The organism is Oceanobacillus sp. B139/18 (assembly GCF_055524595.1).
Genome location: NZ_JBVFXI010000005.1, coordinates 311,860 through 332,118 on the forward strand (window position 1 = coordinate 311,860; position 20,259 = coordinate 332,118).

Sequence of the window (20,259 nt, forward strand, 5' to 3'; positions counted from 1 at the left end):
TCCTACAAATTTGTTTTTAATCCACGATTGTCATGTGTAAGCTTAAATTGAAATTTATCTTGAAGTAAAACAGAAGCAGCACCAACCATTTCAAATTCTTTTCCTAATGATGATGTGGTAATATCCACATCTTGATAAAGCGTTTTTAACGTTTTGTCTTTGATTTTTTGCTGTACAGCGTCTATCAATATTTGATTTTGGTTGGTAACATCTCCACCTAATATAATTACTTCCGGATTAAAGAGGTGAACTAAATTAACTACTCCCGCTGATAAGTATTCAGCAATTTCATCATTAATTGCAACAGCCAAGTTATCCCCAGTATTCACTGCTTCAACAAATTCAGACGGGGTAATAAACAGCTTGTCACTTGTTAAATAAGTTGTTAAAATAGTTTCTTTTCCTGCCTCAATCTCTTTCATTATTTTCTTCGATGTAGCTGGCCAGCTTATATAATTTTCGATGCATCCTTTATTTCCACAACTGCAAAGCTCACCATGATAATCAATACTGGTATGGCCAAATTCACCAGCTCCTCCACTTTCACCGCGGGACAGCATGTTGTTTACAATAACGCCGGAACCAACACCTTCGCCAATCGTTATATAAATGAGATTCTCCACCTCTTGAAAATGACCAAAATTCTTCTCAGCTAAAACGTATGCATTTGTATCATTATCAAGCCAAGTTGGCAGATTAAAATGCGCTTCAACCGAATCCCGCAGGTAAACATCCTCTAATAACAAAACTGGATTATAATGGACTACACCTTTTTTAGAATCAACAATTCCTTGAATAATCAGCGAAATACCAATACATTGTCTATCGTCCTGCTGTGCAGCGTAGAAATCCTCCAATAATTGAAGCAGATAATTTATTAAATCTGCACCTGTATAACCGTTAGTAGGATATACCTTTTTCATATTTATCTTTGCTTCCAAATTCATATCCGCAATTGTTATTTTAGAATAAGAAATAGATACACCGATTAAATAGTGGTTATCTGGTGAAAAGTTCAAAAGAATCGGCTTTCTCCCACCACTGGACGTTCCTGTGCCACCTTCTACTACATAGCCTTCATTGATGAGCTCAGCTACAGCAGATGTGACAGTGGTAGGGCTGAGCTCATTCTTTTTAGCAATTTCACTTCTCGATATAGAGCCATATTTTCGAATTGTTTCTAAGATGATAGAACGATTTAATTCTTGTATCAGCTTCAGATCTCCAGTCCTCTTCATAGTTATTCACATTCCTATCTATATTGAAATAATCACTTTTATAAATTTGAATTCCCCCAAGATTCATCTAAGCTAAATGCTATTGTTTTATAAACCCTTAAGAATAAATTCACTTTAAATATATGAACAAACATTACTTTTTCCAATGGAATTATTAAGTATAGAAACTATAGCATTTAATTGTAAGCGTTGTCAATTAATTTTTAGAATTTTTTAATCAGTCAATTATTTGAGTTAATTAATGCCTGCTATAGTAGCAGATCAGAGAAGGATATAGCAGCATCATAATGAGGTTGAGATTCTGAGCAATAAAATACTAAAACAACTCCATCTGTTCCGAATCATTTTCCCCATCTTTTTTTACTCAATCTTTTTTAAAACGATAGGTGTAGACAAAAATGGTATAAAATCATTAAAAACTACCTCTATACTTGGTAAATCCAAGTATAGAGGTAGTTCAGGAAAAATACTGTATATTCTATTTTTCTTAGCTCGTCATTCAACACTTTGATAAAACTTAAATCTATTACTTATCTTTTAAAGTGATACAATAATTACCATTTCACAATTTTTGAATACTAGGATATATTTTTTAATGCTCTTTCTATAAAATTTTTACTTTCTTGATTCAGACTTTCATACGGTCCGAGAGAATCACTCTGTATATCAAAACCTTTGAGTTTAAGGCCTTCTTTTATCACAGATAGTATTTGATAATCCTGATTGTATATCTTAGTCAGTTGAATAATCTGCTGACTATAAATCTTTATTTTTTCTAAATCATTAGATTTAAAAGCCTCGTATAATCCAACAAATAATTCTGGGGCTATATTTCCGGTACCAATAATTCCACCATCTCCTCCAAAAAATAACGTACTAGTTAAATGCTCATCATACCCGCATAGAACAGAGAAATATGGGAACTCATTCTTAACTTGAGTGATAACATCTTTTATATGTGTTATCGAGTTAACAGTTTCTTTTATTCCAACGATATTAGAATTCCTCTTTACTAACGTCTTTATTAAAGAAGGGGAAAGATCCTGACCAGTTCTATCAGGGAAATTATATAATATCATAGGAATAGAAATACTATCAGCTATAGATTCAAAATAATTTAAGAGCTCTACATTATTCAATTTAAAATAGTATGGATTAATAGATACAACACCATCTCCTCCAACTTTTTCCACAAACTTGCTTAAGTGAATTGATTCAGTAATTGTATTGCTTCCTGTACCAATTAATACAGGCACTCTTTTATTTACGTAATTCACAACAAAATCTGTAATTTCTTCTTTCATTTTTAAACTCATTTGGCTAAACTCGCCAATACTTCCCAGAAAGAACAGACTATCTACATTAGAATCAATTAAATAGTCAATTATTAGCTTGGCTACATCTTGGTCAAAGTTTCCTTCCTTACTAATTGGCGTTACTACTGGAGGAATAATCCCGGAGAACTTATCCATTTTCTCAACTCCTCAAACAAAATAGAAGTTTATTAAATCGCTAAATTCTTTACATAGGTTTTCTACAATCTTTTTACCAGTTTCTTTATTTGCTACAGAAGGTTTTCCAATTTGTCCGCCTTTACTATAACTTTCAAAGGGCTTGTATATACTAATTTTATTTGGAGCAAACATATCTACATTATGAAACGGCTGAACAGGCAACATCACATCTTGAATAGAATCCCTTCTCACATCATCTTCATTAAAGTAATACTTTAATGAAGTTTCCAGTTCTCCTGCATGCGCCATTCCATTTACTGGCGACTGTCTTATTTCATCTATCTTATCACTAAGCAAATCCCAATAAGTAAAATACACCATCTGAAGATTTTTATACTTTAATTGGATTTCATCTAGAATAGTTTTCAAAATTGAAATATTTCCACCATGACCATTGAGTAATATAATCTTATTTATTTTATGTTTCAATAAACTTTCAACAATATCAGTAATAACGTATACCATTGTTTTTTGTCTAATACTTATGGTACCGCAAAAATCCAAATGATGGTGAGAAAACCCGGTCCATACAGTTGGCGTAACTATTATATCTTGTATACAATTTTCCGCTAAAGATTTTGCAACTTTTTCTACCAAGTCCATATCTGTGTCCAAAGGTAAATGGGCGCCATGCTGTTCCAGTGCACCAACTGGAATAATTATTATGGGGTCTTTTTTATTAATAACATTCTGTAGCTCATATGTGGTATAGTCACTTAATAAGTACTTATCCAAGATTATCACCCCCTAATTTAGTAAAGCTTTAAAACGCTGCTCATCAATATTGGAGCCACTTCCTATCAAAACGGTTTTTTTCTCTATATTGATTTTACTTTCTATTATGCTAGCTAAAGTAACTGCTCCCGCTCCTTCAACTAATAGTTTTCCTAAAAATAAAAATTCCTTTATTGCCTTCTCAATTGTATCTTCTTTCACAGTTACAATATCATCTACCCAATGTTTCATCATATTGAATAGATATTTTTCAGGTTGTTTTAATGAAAGCCCATCTGCAATCGTATTGGGCTTCTCTATGTTAACAAGATAGCTTCTTTTCCAACTTTTGTAATAAGCGTTCGATTTTTCGGGCTGTACACCTATAACTTTCATTTCTGGTTTTAATGATTTAAGAGCAATAGCTATTCCAGATATAAGGCCTCCACCGCCAATTGGTACAATCACTTGATCTATATCTGGCATCTCTTCCAATATCTCCAAGCCAATTGTACCTTGACCTGCAACAATTTCACAATCTGCGACAGGGTGTATATAATAATAGTTTTTTTCACTAGATATTTTCTGAGCCTCTTTGTAAGCTTCATCATAATTTTCCCCATGAATAATAACCTCTGCGCCTAGTCTTTCACAAGTCAAAATTTTAATTTGTGGCGTTTGTTCTGACATTACTACCGTGGATTTTAAGCCTAACAGCAAGCTGGAAGATGCCAGACTAATGGCATGGTTCCCAGCTGAAGCGGTAATACAATGGCTAACCTGTCCATCTTCTTTTGCCTTTAAAATCTTGTTTAATGCCCCTCTTATTTTAAAAGAACCAGTAGGCTGTAATCCTTCTGGTTTTATATAAATAGGAAAGCCATACTTCATATTTAATATTTCTGAAGTTATCACTTTTGTAGACACATCCACATATTTTTTTATCCTTGTTTCTGCTTTCTTAATATCATTAATTGTAGGATTTTCTAAGCTCTGACCTAGCACGTTAAGCATCCTCCTAAATCAATCGGTTAAGTTCTTCCATAACTGGTTCAATAATCGGAATGGTATAACTTTCATTAATAGTATTCATATCCTTTAGCCCATTTCCAGTTAACAGCAATGTTACTGAAGCATTTTTTATATTTTCCAATTTTGAAAATTTTTCAAACCCAGCAAGTGCAGCTGCTCCAGATGGTTCAACAAATATCCCTTCATCCTTAGCAAGATTTTCTTGTGCCCTTATGATTTCTTCATCCGTAATACTTAAACATGCCCCATTGGATTTACGAATCGTATTCAACGTATAAGTCCCATCCTTCGCATATCCTCTTAAACCGTCTCCAATCCCGCCAGCAATAGTTTTAGGATCTGGTTCAGAAATTACATATACTTCATTATTTTCAAAAGCTCTTGAAATTGGTGAACATCCTTCTGCTTGGATACCAACCATTTTGGGGATGGGGTCATTTTTTCCATATATCTCTTTTAACTCCTTAAAACCTTTATAAATACCGACTAACAGTGGTCCGGCACCGATAGGAACAATAACATAATCAGGCCAATTATCTGATTGTTGATTAATTTCATAAGCTACACCTTTATCTCCCTCCCACGTATAAGGATTGATAAAAGTTGTTGTTAAATTATATACTTTTTCTTCCTCACTGTATTTCAGAGCCAATTCAAAACTATTACTATATGGTCCTTTAACTTTAATAATATTAGCTCCGTAAAACTGAGATTGTTTTACTTTCTCATCAGGTGTACCCTCCGGGACTAAAATAGTGGAGCTCAAACCGAATTTAGCAGAATAGGCAGCAACAGATGCTGCACCGTTTCCACTTGATGCAACAATTACTTTTTTATAACCAAAATCTAAAGCTTTCTGTATGCCTGCCGCAACAGGCCTGTCTTTAAAAGACCCTGTCGGGTTCATAAATTCACACTTGCCAAAAATCTTATTTTCTCTTAATCGATTAGAAGTCTTACTAAGCTCTAACAGGGGAGTATTTCCTTCTCCAAGAAGACTTTCAATTTTTTCATCGTGAAAAATATATTCTTGTTTCATTCCAGCTATAGACTTTGTCAGGTTTTTGTATTGAACTTCCAGAATTCCATTGCATGACAGACAATTATAAATAGGTCTTGGATTAAATTCTCTTTTACATTCAGTACAGCTTAAAAAGTAATTCAAAGACATATAATCATCCCTTATTGTTTAATAGACTTATACAAATCTCAATAAATAGTTTCCCAGCCTTGATTACCTCTGATTTGTGAACACGTTCATTAACAACATGAGCTTGACTTAAAGAGCCAGGCCCAAATATAATTGTAGGTATTCCTTTATTTATGGAAAAAAAAGGCGCTTCACATGTTGCTTCAAATGATTTAATTTTAACTTTTTCATTATATTTTTTTGTAGTATCATAAATAAATTTCACAAAATGATGATCTTTTTCAATCAGGCTAGCAGGTAAAAAAATATAATTTTCCAGTTCAAAATCTACTTCGCCCTCGTGGGTTAATATTTTCGTATATTCTTCATTTACTTCCTCTATGGTTTCCCCAGGAAGCAATCTTCTGTCTATCTCAACAATACACTCATCGGGTATAATATTACCTGCTGTACCACCATGAATAGTGGTGACATTACTTAATGCGCTCCCTAAAAATTTATTTATCTTCTCTTTCTTTATTCTTCTTCCCCAATCAAATAAAAGAGGCAACAAGCTATTCATTTTTTCGATTGCATTATCTGGATGCGCAACATAACAGGAGTGACCTGCAATTCCTCTCGTTTTTAAATTATATCTTGCTGTTCCTCGGTGTCCAATTGCAATATCAAGGTTAGTCGGTTCACTTATGATTGCATAATCCGCTGAAATATCTTCTTCTAAAAATTGTTTCATTCCTAAATTACTTATTTCTTCGTCTATATTAAAAAAAAGTATTAGTTTTCCTTCTTTTGGATAGCCTGATTTTTTTAAACATATAGCAGCATATAACATGGAAGATACTCCCGCCTTCATATCTGATGCGCCTCTCCCATAAATATACCCTTCTTCATCTTCGTAAGCGCTAAAAGGATTATGCTCCCAACCTTCTCCTATCGGTACTGTATCAATATGGCCGTTATAAATTAAAGTTTTCCCTTCCACTGAACCTTCTAATTCCGCATAAACATTTGGCCTTTTATCATTAATATAAACAAGTTTATTTTTTATTCCCTCATTATTTAATATATTTTGAATTTTTTTCGCTATCCCCTCTTCATAATTCCCTGGATTTTCACTTGGTATTTGAACAAGTTCTTTAAAAATTCTAATCTGTTCCTTTTCATTATAATCGTCTATAAGCTTTTCAATAGTTAGATTCAACACGTATGAAAGACTCCTTTTTAATAATTTCTTCCTCTTGCATCCACTTCTATTGATTTTAATCCTTTTCCATCATCTATAAACACTTGATTAAATAGATTGGGAACAACACAAGCATGATTAGGAATTATTTCGATTTCATCTCCAATTTCCAATTTTTCTTTATTTGAATCATATTCAATAAAACCATGTTCTTCATTTAATTTTAGAAGCTTTAAATTGGGTCTATTATATATATAGCCGTATTCATCACCTTTTAATGGCTGATCAGATGTCAATGCTTTTGATCCTGCATCTATAGTCGCTTTACCGGGTAAAGGCTTGCTAACAACTTTAGCTATAACTTTAAGTGCACACTGTTCTATTTCTACTATTCCTAAATGAACCGCATTCATATCGAAAAAGATATAGTTTCCTGCTCTGGATTCTGTTATACCCTCAAGTTGTTCAGCCTCCATGGATGAGACAGTTGATCCACCTGATAAAACGTCCACTTTTATACCATGTTTTTCTAGCTTTTCTCTTTCACTTATTAGAATAGAAGCTTCTTTTTTGGCATGTTTTGCATGCAAACTATTTTCATATTGATAAATATGACCATAGTAAGTAAAAAGACCTTTAAAAGTTAACCATGGGTTACTGTTTATTTCTTCCACAAAAGATAATACATCTTCCGATTGGATGCCTTCCCGATGACCTCCGCTATCAACATCCACAAGGATATGAAGAGGGCGTTCGAGACGTTCTCCCACCTTCGCTAATCCTTCTATCCCAAGTTTGCTGTCAACAATTGTTATAAACTCAACATCATGGCTATGGAGAACATTGTAAAGCTTTTCCCAATGTTCATCTCCTATTAAAGGCATAGCTAAAAGGATATTCTTTATCCCTCCTTTAACCATGACTTCCATCTCAGATAAAGAAGCACAAGTAACTCCTATCGCTCCCATATCCAGTTGTAATTTAGCTAATTCAATATTTTTGTGTGGCTTTATATGTGGTCTATGATCAATATCATATTTTCTTAATTGATTAATCATAAACTGAATATTGGATTTTACTTTATTTAAATTAATTTTCACATAAGGGGTAATCATATAAAATCCATACTCCTCTCTAGAAGAATAAATTTGGAATCCATAAAGTTAGTTCGGGTATAAAGGTTATCAACATTACTACTGCAATACCTGTTACACCAAAAGGTATTAAATCTTTTATGGTATCTTCCATTTCTACTTTTGCTAAGTGTAATGAAATAAATAGTGTGGTCCCCACAGGAGGTGTAAATAGACCTAATGCTAATGTTACCAACATAACCAACGAGAATTGAATAGGTTCCATCCCCATACCAGTTGCAATCGGAAAAAATATTGGGATAAAAATAAACAAGTTAGGTACTAAATCCATAACCATTCCAAATAAAAACATAATTAACACCATAATTATCAATAAAGTCCAGTTCGGCAACCCAGAATCAAGTAAAGCATTCGATATTAATTGTGGGACTCCTTCATTAATCAATACCCAAGTGAAAATAGAAGCTGCACAAACAATAATCATTACTGACGCCGTAGAATATACACTATCTCTTAATGCAGCTAAAAAATCTCTCCATTTTAATGAACGATAAACAAAAAACGCAATTATAGCTGCATAGATCGCTGCTACTGCAGATGCCTCAGTTGCTGTTGCCACCCCCATCACAATTACTGCTATTAAAACTAGCGGTAACAATAATGCCCATAAAGCATTTACAAATGATAAAACAATTTCCTTAACAGTAGTTTTTTCACCCTTCGGATATCCTCTTCTAATTGCTATAATAATTGTGACGGCTAGGTATGTAAAACCTATTAGAAATCCAGGAATGATACCTGCTAAGAACATTTCTGCTACAGAAAGGTTTGCTAACCATGCAAGAATAATCATTGTACTGCTAGGTGGAATAATAATACCTACAACAGAGCTAGTTGCATTAATAGCCGCTGAAAAAGAAGCAGAATATCCTTTTTTCTTCATTTCTGGAATCAATACACTTCCTACAGAAGCCGCATCAGCTACTGACGAACCTGATACACCGGCCATTCCCATACTTGTCACAACAGATACGCATCCTAGCCCACCCGGGAGTCTTCTAACCAAAGAGTCTGCTACGTTAATTAATTTTTGAGCTATCCCTCCATACACCATCAAATTCCCAGCTAATACAAAAAAGGGTACTGCCAGAAAAGCGAAGGATTGAGTATTAGAAAAGAATCTCTGTGCCACAGTAGAAAGCGGAATCCCTTCAACCAAAATGAAAAAAATCGATGAAGCACCCATTGCAAACGCAATTGGAGTTCCAATTACGATGAGAAGGAAAAAACTAATTATCATTAACCAAATCATCGAGCTCCTCCTCCTTGTCTTTATTCAATATAATTTGAACAATCTGTGCTATTATTACTAAGGAACTACCGGCAAATGATACAACCATGGAAAAGTATAGCCAAAATCTCGAAACATTAATGATTGGTTCCATAATGTTTGCCACATCATTCGATAATCTATAACTTGAAAATAACATCAATACTGAGAAAAAAAGCATCACTAACTTATTAATCAATTTAACACCTTTTTTAGTCTTAGAAGGAAGTTTATTTAACAAGAAATTAACGGAAATATGCTCGTTGTTTCTAGTTGCACCAACAATTGCTAAAAATACCATCCAGGGGAAAACTACTCCTGTTAACGGTGTTACAAAAATTAAAGAAGTATTAAATAAGGCCCTGCTAAGAACTTCAAAAGCTACAAGTAATGTTAAAATCACTAATAATATATTAGAAGCACCGAGCAGAATTTTGAATATTCCATCAATAATTGGTTTCAACTTTGATATCATTTTTAAATCTCTCCTTATTGAAACCCATCTTTGGCCGAATAAGCTATATTCAGCCAAAGTGTGATCAAATTTTAATTAGCTCTATAATCATCTAAAAATTCTTGGGTTCTCTCAATAATATCTCCACCTACAAATTCGTGGAATGCTTCATAATCTATAGCCTCCTGAAAAGCTTCCAGGTCTGGATCTGTAACTATATCTTCAAACTCATCCTCGAGAATAGACAGCATTTCTTCATCTTTTTCCTGTGTATATTCTCTCGATGCTTTCTCAGCCTCTTCCGCTGCGTTTAGAACAATTTCTTGCAGTTCAGAATCTAAACTATTAAATAAATCATTATTCATAATAAAATTAACATGATAATAGAAATGGTTTGTCAAAGTTAAATAATCTTGTACTTCGTGAATATTATTCTCATAAATCGCATCTAAGGGATTAAACTGCCCATCAATAACTCCTTGCTGTAGACCCATATAAACCTCTGTAAATGCCATAGTTGATACATTTGCACCTAATTGCGTGAATGCCTCAATGGAAGTTGGCTCTTCAGGACTTCTGATTTGAACTCCAGCTAAGTCTTCCGGCATACTTATTGGTCTTACATTATTCGTTATTTGCGCAAACCCAAGATCTGTATGAGCAAGTACTTTAAATCCTTGTTCTTCTGCCAATCCCCGTAATTCATCACCTATCTCACCATCAAGGACAGCATATGCTTCATCAAAGTCTTCTACCATAAAAGGCAAAGCTAGTACTGAATATTCTGGAATATAATTCTGCATTCCACCTCCACCAGCCAACTGCATTGCTAATGCACCTGAATTAACTTGTTCCAACATTTCTGCTTCCGAACCAAGTGTTTCCCCAGCATAAATACTTATTGAAACTCTCCCATCTGTTTCTTCCTCAACAATTTCCTTAAAGGTTTCTGCAGCTACTCCTCTAACAGAATCTTCAGCTGTGTTAAATCCTAAATTCCACTCATAAGTTTCATCATTATCTCCTGAACCTTCTGCATCCCCATTAGTATCATTTCCGCATGCGACCAAGACAAGTGTTAACAGTGTAAATAACAAAATCTTTACAGTTTTTTTCATCTGGACCCTCCTAAGTTCCATAATAAAGAACACCATTCTATTAAATATGTTTAAATTGCTCACTTAAGTGATTAAAAATAATTAATCTTCCAATTCGACAATCATTTCAATTTCAACTGGTGTATTAAATGGAAGTTCATTAGAAGCTAACGCACTCCTAGCATGTTTTCCTTTTTCTCCAAACACATCAACCAAAAATTCAGAAGCGCCATTAATAACATAAGGCTGCTCAACAAAACCTGGTGCAGAATTAACAAAAGCTAGTAATTTTACAACTTGCTTGATCTTGTTTAAGTCTCCTATTTCTTCTTGCAAGACGGCCAAACAGTTAATCATTACTTGTCTTGACGCCTCATATCCCTGCTCTATCGATAGATCAGTTCCTATTTTCCCTTCATATATTAGTTTTCCCTCCTTTCTGCAATCTTGTCCGGAAGTATATACTAAATTACCAAACCTTTTAGCAGGAACATAAACCGCAGCAGGTTTAGGCGCATCAGGCAATTCAATTCCTAATTTCTCTAATTTTTTATAAACACTCATTTAATCTGCCTCCTGTAAAGAAAATTTTAATAATAGTGCTTCCTTTAAACTCAAGAACCATTTTCTTGAAAATATCATGATTTATTCGTCGTTGCGCATATATATTTGATCAATGCTTTCTTTACCCGGTATATCCCATTTTCCAAGATATGTTTTTACTAGTTTCTAATACTAAATCTACCAGTTCAGATTTTATACGTTCTAATCGCATCCTATTTTCAGGACCCGAAACACTAAATGCAGCAATCATTTTCCCTCTGTAATCATATATTGGAGCTGCTACACAACGTATTCCATCTTCATTTTCAATATCATCAATCTCATATCCCAACTCTCTAATCTTATTTAATCTTTTAATTAATATTTCTTCATCTGTAATCGTGCGATGTGTTTTAGCAGGCATCCCTTTTGCTGTGATAATATTTCGTACTTGCTCATCTGTCATGCCAGATAAAATAACCTTACCTACCCCTGTGCTATGCATCATTCCTCTATTTCCAATTTTTGAATGCATTCTTATCGTCTGGTCGCTCTCAAATTTATCAATGTAAACAACTTCTCCATTTTCATGAATGCACAAATGAACTACTTCATTAATTTTTTGCCCTAATTCTTCAAGGTCTTTTTTTGCGATAGATCTTATATTCATATCCTCCAGCATTAAACTTGATAATTCTATAATTTTCATTCCTAATATATAGTTCTTTGTTTCTTCGTCTTGTATAACAAATCCTTTGTTCATAAGCGTAGTCAATAGCCTGTGTGTTGTGCTTTTAGCTACATCCAACTGATTCGCTAGTTCTGTTATTCCCATACCTTTAGGGTTCTTTGATAACTTTTCTAAAATGATAAGTGAACGTTCTACTGATTGAATTATTGCCAAATTGATCCCCTCCTAAATACATACTATCTTTAATTTATCATACAATAATCAGCTTATTATTAACTAAAGGGGATATTTATAAGATTTTCAAATTAATAATTGTTCACTATATATCGTTCTAAACGATATATAGCTTTTTCTAATTCCTCTTCTCCACATGCAAAGGATAATCTCAAATACCCTTCACCCATGCTTCCAAATGCTGAACCAGGAACCACAGCTACACCTGCATTTTTAAGTAATTTTATCGCAAAACACTCAGATGATTCAGAAAACTGTTTTGTATTTGCAAATGCATAGAAAGCACCTTCAGTTTTTATACAGGAAATACCCGGAATATGATTTAAACTCTCATAAACGAGCTGACGTTTCCATGAATATTCTTTAACCATCTTCTCTATAATCGTTTGGGAACCTGTCATTGCTTCTATTGCAGCCATTTGTATAAATTCTGGAATACAAGAAACTATACCTTCTTGTAATTTTGGCATAACAGATATCACTTCTTCGTTTCCTATCACAAACCCAACTCTCCAGCCTGTCATTGCATATGTTTTAGACAAGCTGTTTACCACAATAACTTGATTCTTTACTTCTTTTATTTCTGCCATACTAAAGTGAAGCTTTCCATCATATATTATTTTGTCATAGACTTCATCTGAAATAACATATAGGTTATATTTTTTTACTATTTTTGCTAGTTCTCTTATTTCCTTCTCTTCCAACACTGTTCCTAAAGGATTACTTGGCGAATTTAAAATAAGTACTTTAGTATTGATAGTAATTGCTTTTTCTACATCTTTTGCTTGTAATTTAAATTTATTTTCTTCTAAAACCTTTACAGGTACAGCTTTAGCACCAAGCATTTCGATTTGTCCTATATAATTTGGGTAACCGGGATTGGTTATTAGAACTTCATCTCCTGGATTAACTGTGGCATATAAAGCTAATAAAATCCCCTCCATCCCTCCAGTTGTAACCATTACTTGGTCTTTACTTATATTTCTTTTTAAACTCTCTGTATATTTTTCTGCAATTACTTCCCTTAATTGGGCTAAACCTGCATTCGAAGTGTATTTAGTATATCCTTTGTCAATAGCAACTTTCGCCGCTTTTTTAATATGATCAGGAGTCTCAAAGTTTGGTTCCCCAACTGTAAGTTTAATTACTCCTTCATAGTCATTAGCTAATTCAAACATTTTGCGAATCACAGAAGCAGGATAATTTTTAGATGTGTCTGATAATTCCAAACCCATCACTCACTTTCTTTATTTTTAAAATTACGAAAGTTATGAACGAAATCTTTCGCCTTCATCTCAATATTCTTAAAAAAAACGGGTTCATTTTTCAAACGTAAATCAACCAATGAACTTCCAACTCCAACAGCTACCGCACCAGCTTCGAAATATTCTTGAATATTATGAATGTCTATGCCTCCAGTAGGAACAAGAGGAATATGGGGCAATGGTCCTTTTATATCTTTTAAATAACTTGGGCCAAGCGTTCTCACAGGAAAAACCTTTACTGCATCTGCCCCATTCTCATATGCTTCTAAAATTTCTGTAGGAGTTAGGGCTCCTGGTATACTAACCAGTCCATACCTCTTTGTCATCCGAATCGTCTCTATGTTGACAGTAGGTGAAAATATAAACTGCGCTCCTGCGATAATTGCTGTTCGTGCTGTCTCAGTGTCTAAAACTGTCCCCGCTCCTACTACAGCAGTCTTTTGAAATTCTGAATTTATACTCTCAATGATGGAAATAGCATTAGGAGTTTCCATTGTTATTTCTAATACATTTACACCGTTATTAACCAATGTTTTGGCTACTTCAATTGCATTATCTGGATCTAAATTTCTTAATACTGCTATAATTCCAGTGTCTTTTATTTTTTCAAATGTATTCAACTCTAGCCCTCCTCTTATGATCACCTTCTCACATCTTCTTCCTTATCTGAAAGGAAATCATGTATTTCTTGTTTATCAGGTAAGCCTTCCACATCTCCATGTTGAGTTATAACAAAAGCACCAATCACATTACCTCTTTTAACAGCTTCCTCTGTAGAAAGTTTATCAATTAAACCAGATAGGAACCCTGCGGCAAATCCATCACCTGCCCCTACAGGGTCAACTTCATCATCAACTTTAATACCCTTTATATGCTTAAAAACTTTATCGCACATCAAGTAAGCTCCATCTTTTCCTGCTTTAACTACCACTGTAGATACACCTAAATTTGTAAAATACTCACAGATATCTTTAGGATTTTCATATCCTGTTAGGAACTTTCCTTCGTTTAAACCAGGTAAAAATATATCTGATTGTAATGCAATTTCTAGTAAAATCTTTTTTGCTCTATCTTCTTTCCATAATTGCTTTCTTAAGTTGGGATCAAATACAACGCTAACTCCATGAAGTTTAGCAATTGAAATTGCTTCTAAAATCATTTTGTAACAGTTATCACTTAAGGCTGGGGTAATACCTGTTATGTGAAGGTATGTGGCACGTTTAATATAGTTCTTATCGAGATCATTTTTATCCATCTTACTTGCAGCAGAACCTTTTCGATAATATTGAATTCGTACATCATTAGGTTTTCTTAATTCTTTGAAATAAATTCCAGTAGGTGCCTGGTTATCAAATTGAACTTTGCTAATATCTACCCCTTCCCCACGAATAACAGAAAGAATATATTTACCAAACTCGTCATTACCTAAACGACTAATCCAACCGACTTTATGATTTAATCGTGCTAACCCGATAGCTACATTGCTTTCAGCCCCCCCTATTCCCATTGAAAAATTATTAGCATACCTTAATCTTGTATTAGTTGAAAGTAAAATCATTGTTTCACCAATTGTTACAACATCCAATTAATATCCACCTTCCTCTAAACACTCCTCGTTCCTTATTGAGGAACGATGTTCCTCAATAAGGGTAAAAAATATATAATTATCAAATTTTCTTAAATTTCTTTTTATTAATGTAAGCGATATCATTGGAGTTGTCAACCCTTTTTTAAGTTTTATTTCCTGTTTTGTAGTAAATCTTTTCTCAATATTCAAGAACTCTTCCGTGTGAAATGTATTAAATTTCTTACTAAAACAATCGGCGTCCTTCAGCAATGGTTCTGTCATCAGTATCTTGGGTGAATGCCAAATGCCAGCTGTTATATTAGTGGAAATATTAGACGCTCAGTTGTTTCAAAAATAATAATCTAAAGCTGAAACTGCACTATTTTACACAATAGTCCTCTAACGTTAAGATTTAAAATCATTGCATGATGACGTATATCTTTTTATCGCAAAGGGAAACTTAATCTTGGAATCAAACTATATGAGCTCATTTAAAAGAGGTGACAACATGAATAAAGCAAAAGTAATAAAAGAAATTCAAAAGATTTTAGATATTTCAAAGGTCGGCGTTCTATCTACTTCCCATAATAATGTACCAAACAGCCGATATATGGTCTTTTACCATGATGAAGCGGTATTATACACAAAAACAGATGAGGATTCTCCAAAGGTAGAAGAAGTGGAAAGCAACCCACAGGCGCATATTTTACTGGGATACGAAGAAACAAAAAATAAAAGCTTCTTAGAAATCAGAGCCAAGGTCGAGGTTATTAATAATCAAGAAACCATTGACTGGTTATGGGAAACACAGGATAAAGCGTACTTTGATTCTAAAAATGACCCTGATTTAACTGTTCTCAAACTCATCCCTGAACAAATTAAAATCATGAATAGTGATAACTTTGATACGCCTGAAATAATTAACATGGAAGATATTTAAGAGTTATCACATAGAAAAGTCCTTCTTTAAAACACCAAAATCCGGACCCCTCCCTTTTCCATAGAGATTAGGATTGGTCCGGATTTATGCTTAACTGCTTCGTTTATTGTGGCTTACAGTTAACCCACAATACTTTTCGCTGATTCATCTTTTACAATTAAAAAGACTTTTCCTTCATCCATATCTTCTTCATATTCATGGGCATCTGCATCAGCAACTCCCAGTTCACGGAGTTTTTCTCTTAACTCATCACCTGGTTTTTCAAAATCTCCTCCGATATCCTGCTTATTGTAATCAATACCGGATGCTTCCGTATTATTTACAATGCGTGCAGTGCGATCATCATCGTGAGAGAGGATGAAAATATTATTGGAGCTGATGTTATTATCCTTTAGCTTGTTCACATCTTTTTCTAACATTTCATCGTTTGTATAAGATTTTACGAATGTCATATCTTAACTACCTCCTATAAAATGCTACATTAGATGTCTTCCCGACTCACATAAAACTAATCATTTTTTTTGAAAAAAATTTAAAGCCTACATCATTTCTAGTGACATTTTCCGCTTCAGCAAAGGTTTTTAATCAGCTGCAATGCTCTTGAAATACTTTTTACTATGTTATTTAAAAACTTGCCTCTCTGCCCTTCAACTGAATGTTTAGTCGCTCCCATTGACTATCACATTGCGTTCACTGTTTCAATTAAAATATGATTTACCTAAAATAATTAATAAATATTCAAAAAATAAACACTATACAATCAATTACGCCTCCTATATAATTATAAAATATACGCTTTGGGGAACGGAGAATGAAGAAAGATTATCAGCAGGCACATAAATGAAATGCTTACTTTTGATTAAAATCTGGTTGAAGTGATTATATTATTCTTCCATACCTATCCATATCAAATAACTCTCTTGATTCGCCGAATCGAAAGAATCATGGTCAAAGCTGATTCAAACGCAAGGTTTTGTGCTGATAGATAAAGGTTATAAACTATTATAGAAAATGGAAAACCACATCCGTTCTCTACAAACAGCCAATCGCACAAATAAAGCGCTTACGCCAAACATTTTTCATGTTATATTGGCTGAACTCTCTGGCAGTTGCTTGTTTCACCACTCAATTGAAAGCGCTAATAAACAAAAAGGAGATGGAACATATGGAATATGGTTTTTTATCGCTGTTACCTCCGATACTCGCAATTATTATTGCCATCATAACAAAGCAAACGATTATATCTTTATTTATCGGTGTCTGGCTTGGAGCAACCATCATCAATAGTTGGAATCCGCTTGTGGGTTTTACATATACCATTACAGACACCATGATTCCCTCTATCGCAGATCCATGGAATGCTAGCCTGTTACTGCTAGTTACAACGACAGGAGGATTTGTTAATATCCTTCGCACGACCGGAGCTGCGCAGGCGTTTGCCGAAGCTGCTACGAAAAAAATCAATACCAGAAGGAAGGCTCAAAATTTTGTTTGGGGAAGTTCTTTTCTCTTCTCTTATACAGAACCAGTCCTAATTCTTGGAGCAGTCACCCGGCCCATTACCGATAAAATAAAAATTTCGAGAGTAAAGCTGGCATACATACTCGATTCCATGGGAAGCCCGATGGCCGCCATGTCTCCCATCAGCAGTTACGGACCTTTTATTACAGGATTAATCGCCACACAATTAGCTGCACTAAGCTTGAGCGATAATCCATGGGGGATGTTCATACAGATGATTCCTTTTAATTTATATGGCGTTTTTGCGATGATTGGCGTGCTGTTCGTCATTAACTTAAATTTAGATATCGGCCCCATGTATCAAGCAGAGAAAAAAGCAATAACAACCGGGAAATTGTATGGAGATCATGATAAATTGATGATGGATGAAGACGAAGGAACAGAAAAGGGGAATAAAAGGAACGATGCAGATATATTCAGCTTTTTGATTCCGATGATACTGTTGCTGGGAACCATATTTTCAGTTATTTTCTGGACAGGCAATATTGGAGAAAATGGGTTTAGAGGCGCCTTTTTAAATGCAGATATTGTACTTGGTATCATTAGCGGATTTATTTGCGGTTCTGCTGGCGGCATTATCTATGCAAGACTGCGTTACGGCAAATCCTTAGTGAATTTATTTGAAGATTTCACCAATGGCCTTTTAAAATTAATGATTGTAACATTAATTCTTATTATGGCTTGGTCGATTGGTTCCATAGCCACTACGATGGGATTAGGAGAATATATCGCTCATATTACCGGCAGCTACCTGCCATCCTTTATCGTCCCGGCAATTATCTTTCTGGTTGGAGCTTTCATTGCTTTCGCTACCGGAAGTTCTTGGGGAGTATTCTCTATTATGATGCCAATTGCCCTGCCAATGGCTGCTGCGATAGACATCAGTTTGCCAATAGCTATTGGTGCGGTTATAAGCGGCGGACTAATGGGAGATCATTGCTCTCCCATATCAGATACAACTATCATGGCTTCAACGGGAGCTGCGGCAGACCATATTGAACATGTAAAAACCCAGTTACCATATGCTATTATTATTGGAATCTCAGCTGCAACCGGTTTTCTTTCTGCAGGATTAACACAAAATGCCATTGTAAGCATGGTTATTACGGCAGCAGTATTATTATCCATTCTATATTTCTTAAATCGGAAAGCGAAGAAAGAGAATTTGAAAGTTTCCTTAGAGAAGACCTCCTAAGGCATAAAATCATACGGTACAAGGAGTTGCTCACATGAAAGTCGATATTATCATTCACAATGGACACCTGATGACAATGGAAGGAAAAGGAGTCGGCTATATTGCGGACGGAGCAGTTGCCATAAAACATAATAAAATCGAAGCAGTCGGACAAACACAGGAAATTTTACGGGAATATACAGCTGAAAGACATATTGATGCTGCAAACAAGTTAATTATGCCAGGCTTTATTGATGCGCATATCCATACAGGCATTGCTATCTTTAGAGGAGTCGCACAGGATATGTCAAACTGGATGCAGAAGGGCCTGTGGCCATTCCAAAAACACCTCCGCCCTGACGAAAGTGCTATCGGTTCTATGGTGAATATTATCGAGGGGATAAAAGCAGGCACCACAACATTTTGTGACTATGACGGAAGAATGGACCTCATCGTAAACAACTATAAAAAAATCGGCGCCCGTGCCCGAGTCGCTGAGCTGGTCAATGAAATCCCGGATAACATCGGCGACCTCCCAGTAGGAGAATTATATACATTTGAGTCGTCTATTGGGGAGACAAAATTAAATCGAAACCTTGAATTATATGAGAAACACCATGATACAGAAGACGGACGCATTACGGTTATTCTTGGCCCGCATGGTCCGGATATGATGAGCTTAGAGTTGTTGAAGGAAGTAAAAAATCACGCAGAGAAATTAGACACCAAGCTGCACATGCATGTAGCCCAGGGTGACCGGGAAATCAATCAGATGGAAAAACGTTATGGAAAAAGAAGTATTGAATTTCTGGATGAGCATGATTTCTTAAATGAGCGATTAATTGCGGTACATCTTACCGAGGCCACAGACGAAGAGACTGCATTTATAGCCAAAAGCGGTGCCAGTATGATTTACTGTGCTGGAAGTATTGGCATCATCGATGGAATGGTCCCGCCCGTACAGCATTTTCTAGATGCCGGAGGAACAGCTTGCTTAGGATCAGATCAAGCACCAGGAAACAACAGCAATAACATGTTCAACGAAATGAAATTTGCAGCCATATTGAACAAAGTAAAATATAAAAATCCGCAAGCCTTCCATGCCACACAAGCACTTCGGATGGCTACCATTGAAGCTGCTAAAGTCATGGGCATCGATCATGAAGTGGGAAGTCTGCGCAGCGGGAAAAAAGCAGATATCATCTTAGTAGATTTAACTGCTCCTGCCTTCTATCCTGTGCTAACCAAGCCCATTCGTAATATCGTTCCAAACCTGGTATATTCCGCAAGAGGAGACGAAGTAGATACAGCCATCATTGATGGGAAAGTAATTATGGAAAATAAACAAATCTTAACCATCCATGAAAAAGAGGAAATCTCGAAGGCGCAACAAACAGCAGAGAATATCGCCTCCCGCGCAGAAGAAGATATACTTAAAGCAGACAGCGACATCTTACAAATGGTCAGAGATGGATTATTATAGTGAAAATAGAAACCAATGAAAAAATCCGAACTTAT

General features: G+C 35.0%; 19 protein-coding genes. 3 read left to right on the top strand and 16 right to left on the bottom strand.

The genetic code is table 11. The features are described 5' to 3' along the window. Window positions 1–2 precede the first annotated feature (2 nt). The 15 genes from ACZSMY_RS16380 to ACZSMY_RS16450 all read right to left on the bottom strand — a co-directional run bounded on the left by ACZSMY_RS16380 (window position 3) and on the right by ACZSMY_RS16450 (window position 15,124). On the bottom strand, window positions 3–1,238 hold the full coding sequence (locus tag ACZSMY_RS16380; RefSeq protein ID WP_256705319.1) for an ROK family transcriptional regulator: 1,236 nt from the start codon (window positions 1,236–1,238) through the stop codon (window positions 3–5). Window positions 1,239–1,816: 578 nt separating this feature from the next. Then, entirely contained in the window at window positions 1,817–2,710 is an 894-nt protein-coding gene (locus tag ACZSMY_RS16385) for a dihydrodipicolinate synthase family protein (RefSeq protein ID WP_042528991.1), read from the bottom strand. A 12-nt stretch (window positions 2,711–2,722) separates the two neighbouring features. Next, window positions 2,723–3,487, bottom strand: a complete 765-nt coding sequence (locus tag ACZSMY_RS16390) for a creatininase family protein (RefSeq protein WP_341173402.1) — start codon at window positions 3,485–3,487, stop codon at window positions 2,723–2,725. Window positions 3,488–3,499: 12 nt separating this feature from the next. Next, on the bottom strand, window positions 3,500–4,471 hold the full coding sequence (locus ACZSMY_RS16395; protein ID WP_212929205.1) for a threonine ammonia-lyase: 972 nt from the start codon (window positions 4,469–4,471) through the stop codon (window positions 3,500–3,502). Between the two features lie 13 nt (window positions 4,472–4,484). Continuing rightward, window positions 4,485–5,669 (bottom strand): threonine synthase, encoded by a 1,185-nt coding sequence (gene thrC / locus ACZSMY_RS16400; RefSeq protein ID WP_042528986.1) that lies wholly within the window; start codon window positions 5,667–5,669, stop codon window positions 4,485–4,487. 4 nt (window positions 5,670–5,673) lie between these two features. Continuing rightward, window positions 5,674–6,852, bottom strand: a complete 1,179-nt coding sequence (locus ACZSMY_RS16405) for a M20 family metallopeptidase (protein ID WP_212929206.1) — start codon at window positions 6,850–6,852, stop codon at window positions 5,674–5,676. 17 nt (window positions 6,853–6,869) lie between these two features. Continuing rightward, on the bottom strand, window positions 6,870–7,946 hold the full coding sequence (locus tag ACZSMY_RS16410) for an alanine racemase (protein ID WP_465147983.1): 1,077 nt from the start codon (window positions 7,944–7,946) through the stop codon (window positions 6,870–6,872). A gap of 19 nt (window positions 7,947–7,965) precedes the next feature. Then, entirely contained in the window at window positions 7,966–9,237 is a 1,272-nt protein-coding gene (locus ACZSMY_RS16415; RefSeq protein ID WP_212929207.1) for a TRAP transporter large permease, read from the bottom strand. Next, a complete protein-coding gene (locus ACZSMY_RS16420; protein WP_052484858.1) occupies window positions 9,215–9,730 on the bottom strand; it encodes a TRAP transporter small permease in 516 nt (171 codons plus the stop codon). Before ACZSMY_RS16420 ends, ACZSMY_RS16415 begins: the two co-directional genes overlap by 23 nt. Window positions 9,731–9,801: 71 nt before the next feature. Next, a complete protein-coding gene (locus tag ACZSMY_RS16425; RefSeq protein ID WP_042528980.1) occupies window positions 9,802–10,827 on the bottom strand; it encodes a TRAP transporter substrate-binding protein in 1,026 nt (341 codons plus the stop codon). A gap of 81 nt (window positions 10,828–10,908) precedes the next feature. Further along, window positions 10,909–11,370 (bottom strand): RidA family protein, encoded by a 462-nt coding sequence (locus tag ACZSMY_RS16430; protein ID WP_042528979.1) that lies wholly within the window; start codon window positions 11,368–11,370, stop codon window positions 10,909–10,911. A gap of 121 nt (window positions 11,371–11,491) precedes the next feature. Then, window positions 11,492–12,253, bottom strand: coding sequence for an IclR family transcriptional regulator (locus ACZSMY_RS16435; protein WP_212929208.1), 762 nt, complete (start codon window positions 12,251–12,253; stop codon window positions 11,492–11,494). A gap of 92 nt (window positions 12,254–12,345) precedes the next feature. Continuing rightward, complete coding sequence (locus tag ACZSMY_RS16440) at window positions 12,346–13,509, bottom strand: pyridoxal phosphate-dependent aminotransferase (RefSeq protein ID WP_212929209.1); 1,164 nt, start codon at window positions 13,507–13,509, stop codon at window positions 12,346–12,348. Next, complete coding sequence (locus ACZSMY_RS16445) at window positions 13,509–14,159, bottom strand: bifunctional 4-hydroxy-2-oxoglutarate aldolase/2-dehydro-3-deoxy-phosphogluconate aldolase (RefSeq protein ID WP_212929210.1); 651 nt, start codon at window positions 14,157–14,159, stop codon at window positions 13,509–13,511. Before ACZSMY_RS16445 ends, ACZSMY_RS16440 begins: the two co-directional genes overlap by 1 nt. Window positions 14,160–14,179: 20 nt before the next feature. Continuing rightward, a complete protein-coding gene (locus ACZSMY_RS16450) occupies window positions 14,180–15,124 on the bottom strand; it encodes a sugar kinase (RefSeq protein WP_042528972.1) in 945 nt (314 codons plus the stop codon). A gap of 490 nt (window positions 15,125–15,614) precedes the next feature. Here ACZSMY_RS16450 and ACZSMY_RS16455 point away from each other — a divergent pair, with 490 nt between their 5' ends. Then, window positions 15,615–16,046 (top strand): pyridoxamine 5'-phosphate oxidase family protein, encoded by a 432-nt coding sequence (locus tag ACZSMY_RS16455; protein ID WP_193064447.1) that lies wholly within the window; start codon window positions 15,615–15,617, stop codon window positions 16,044–16,046. A 119-nt stretch (window positions 16,047–16,165) separates the two neighbouring features. On the opposite strand, the gene ACZSMY_RS16460 is transcribed toward ACZSMY_RS16455, so the two are convergent. Next, window positions 16,166–16,498, bottom strand: a complete 333-nt coding sequence (locus ACZSMY_RS16460; RefSeq protein WP_042528966.1) for a YflT domain-containing protein — start codon at window positions 16,496–16,498, stop codon at window positions 16,166–16,168. Window positions 16,499–17,211: 713 nt separating this feature from the next. Here ACZSMY_RS16460 and ACZSMY_RS16465 point away from each other — a divergent pair. Then, a complete protein-coding gene (locus ACZSMY_RS16465; protein WP_193064446.1) occupies window positions 17,212–18,762 on the top strand; it encodes a Na+/H+ antiporter NhaC family protein in 1,551 nt (516 codons plus the stop codon). A gap of 34 nt (window positions 18,763–18,796) precedes the next feature. Further along, complete coding sequence (locus ACZSMY_RS16470; RefSeq protein WP_212929212.1) at window positions 18,797–20,224, top strand: amidohydrolase family protein; 1,428 nt, start codon at window positions 18,797–18,799, stop codon at window positions 20,222–20,224. Window positions 20,225–20,259 lie beyond the last annotated feature (35 nt).

Excerpts from the sequence above, each read along its gene's own strand:
- ACZSMY_RS16470 (WP_212929212.1), top strand. The coding sequence starts at position 18,797 with ATGAAAGTCGATATTATCATTCACAATGGACACCTGATGACAATGGAA.
- ACZSMY_RS16440 (WP_212929209.1), bottom strand. The coding sequence starts at position 13,509 with ATGGGTTTGGAATTATCAGACACATCTAAAAATTATCCTGCTTCTGTG.
- ACZSMY_RS16425 (WP_042528980.1), bottom strand. The coding sequence starts at position 10,827 with ATGAAAAAAACTGTAAAGATTTTGTTATTTACACTGTTAACACTTGTC.
- ACZSMY_RS16410 (WP_465147983.1), bottom strand. The coding sequence starts at position 7,946 with ATGATTACCCCTTATGTGAAAATTAATTTAAATAAAGTAAAATCCAAT.
- ACZSMY_RS16455 (WP_193064447.1), top strand. The coding sequence starts at position 15,615 with ATGAATAAAGCAAAAGTAATAAAAGAAATTCAAAAGATTTTAGATATT.
- ACZSMY_RS16465 (WP_193064446.1), top strand. The coding sequence starts at position 17,212 with ATGGAATATGGTTTTTTATCGCTGTTACCTCCGATACTCGCAATTATT.
- ACZSMY_RS16385 (WP_042528991.1), bottom strand. The coding sequence starts at position 2,710 with ATGGATAAGTTCTCCGGGATTATTCCTCCAGTAGTAACGCCAATTAGT.
- ACZSMY_RS16415 (WP_212929207.1), bottom strand. The coding sequence starts at position 9,237 with ATGATTTGGTTAATGATAATTAGTTTTTTCCTTCTCATCGTAATTGGA.
- ACZSMY_RS16460 (WP_042528966.1), bottom strand. The coding sequence starts at position 16,498 with ATGACATTCGTAAAATCTTATACAAACGATGAAATGTTAGAAAAAGAT.
- thrC (WP_042528986.1), bottom strand. The coding sequence starts at position 5,669 with ATGTCTTTGAATTACTTTTTAAGCTGTACTGAATGTAAAAGAGAATTT.
- ACZSMY_RS16430 (WP_042528979.1), bottom strand. The coding sequence starts at position 11,370 with ATGAGTGTTTATAAAAAATTAGAGAAATTAGGAATTGAATTGCCTGAT.
- ACZSMY_RS16380 (WP_256705319.1), bottom strand. The coding sequence starts at position 1,238 with ATGAAGAGGACTGGAGATCTGAAGCTGATACAAGAATTAAATCGTTCT.
- ACZSMY_RS16420 (WP_052484858.1), bottom strand. The coding sequence starts at position 9,730 with ATGATATCAAAGTTGAAACCAATTATTGATGGAATATTCAAAATTCTG.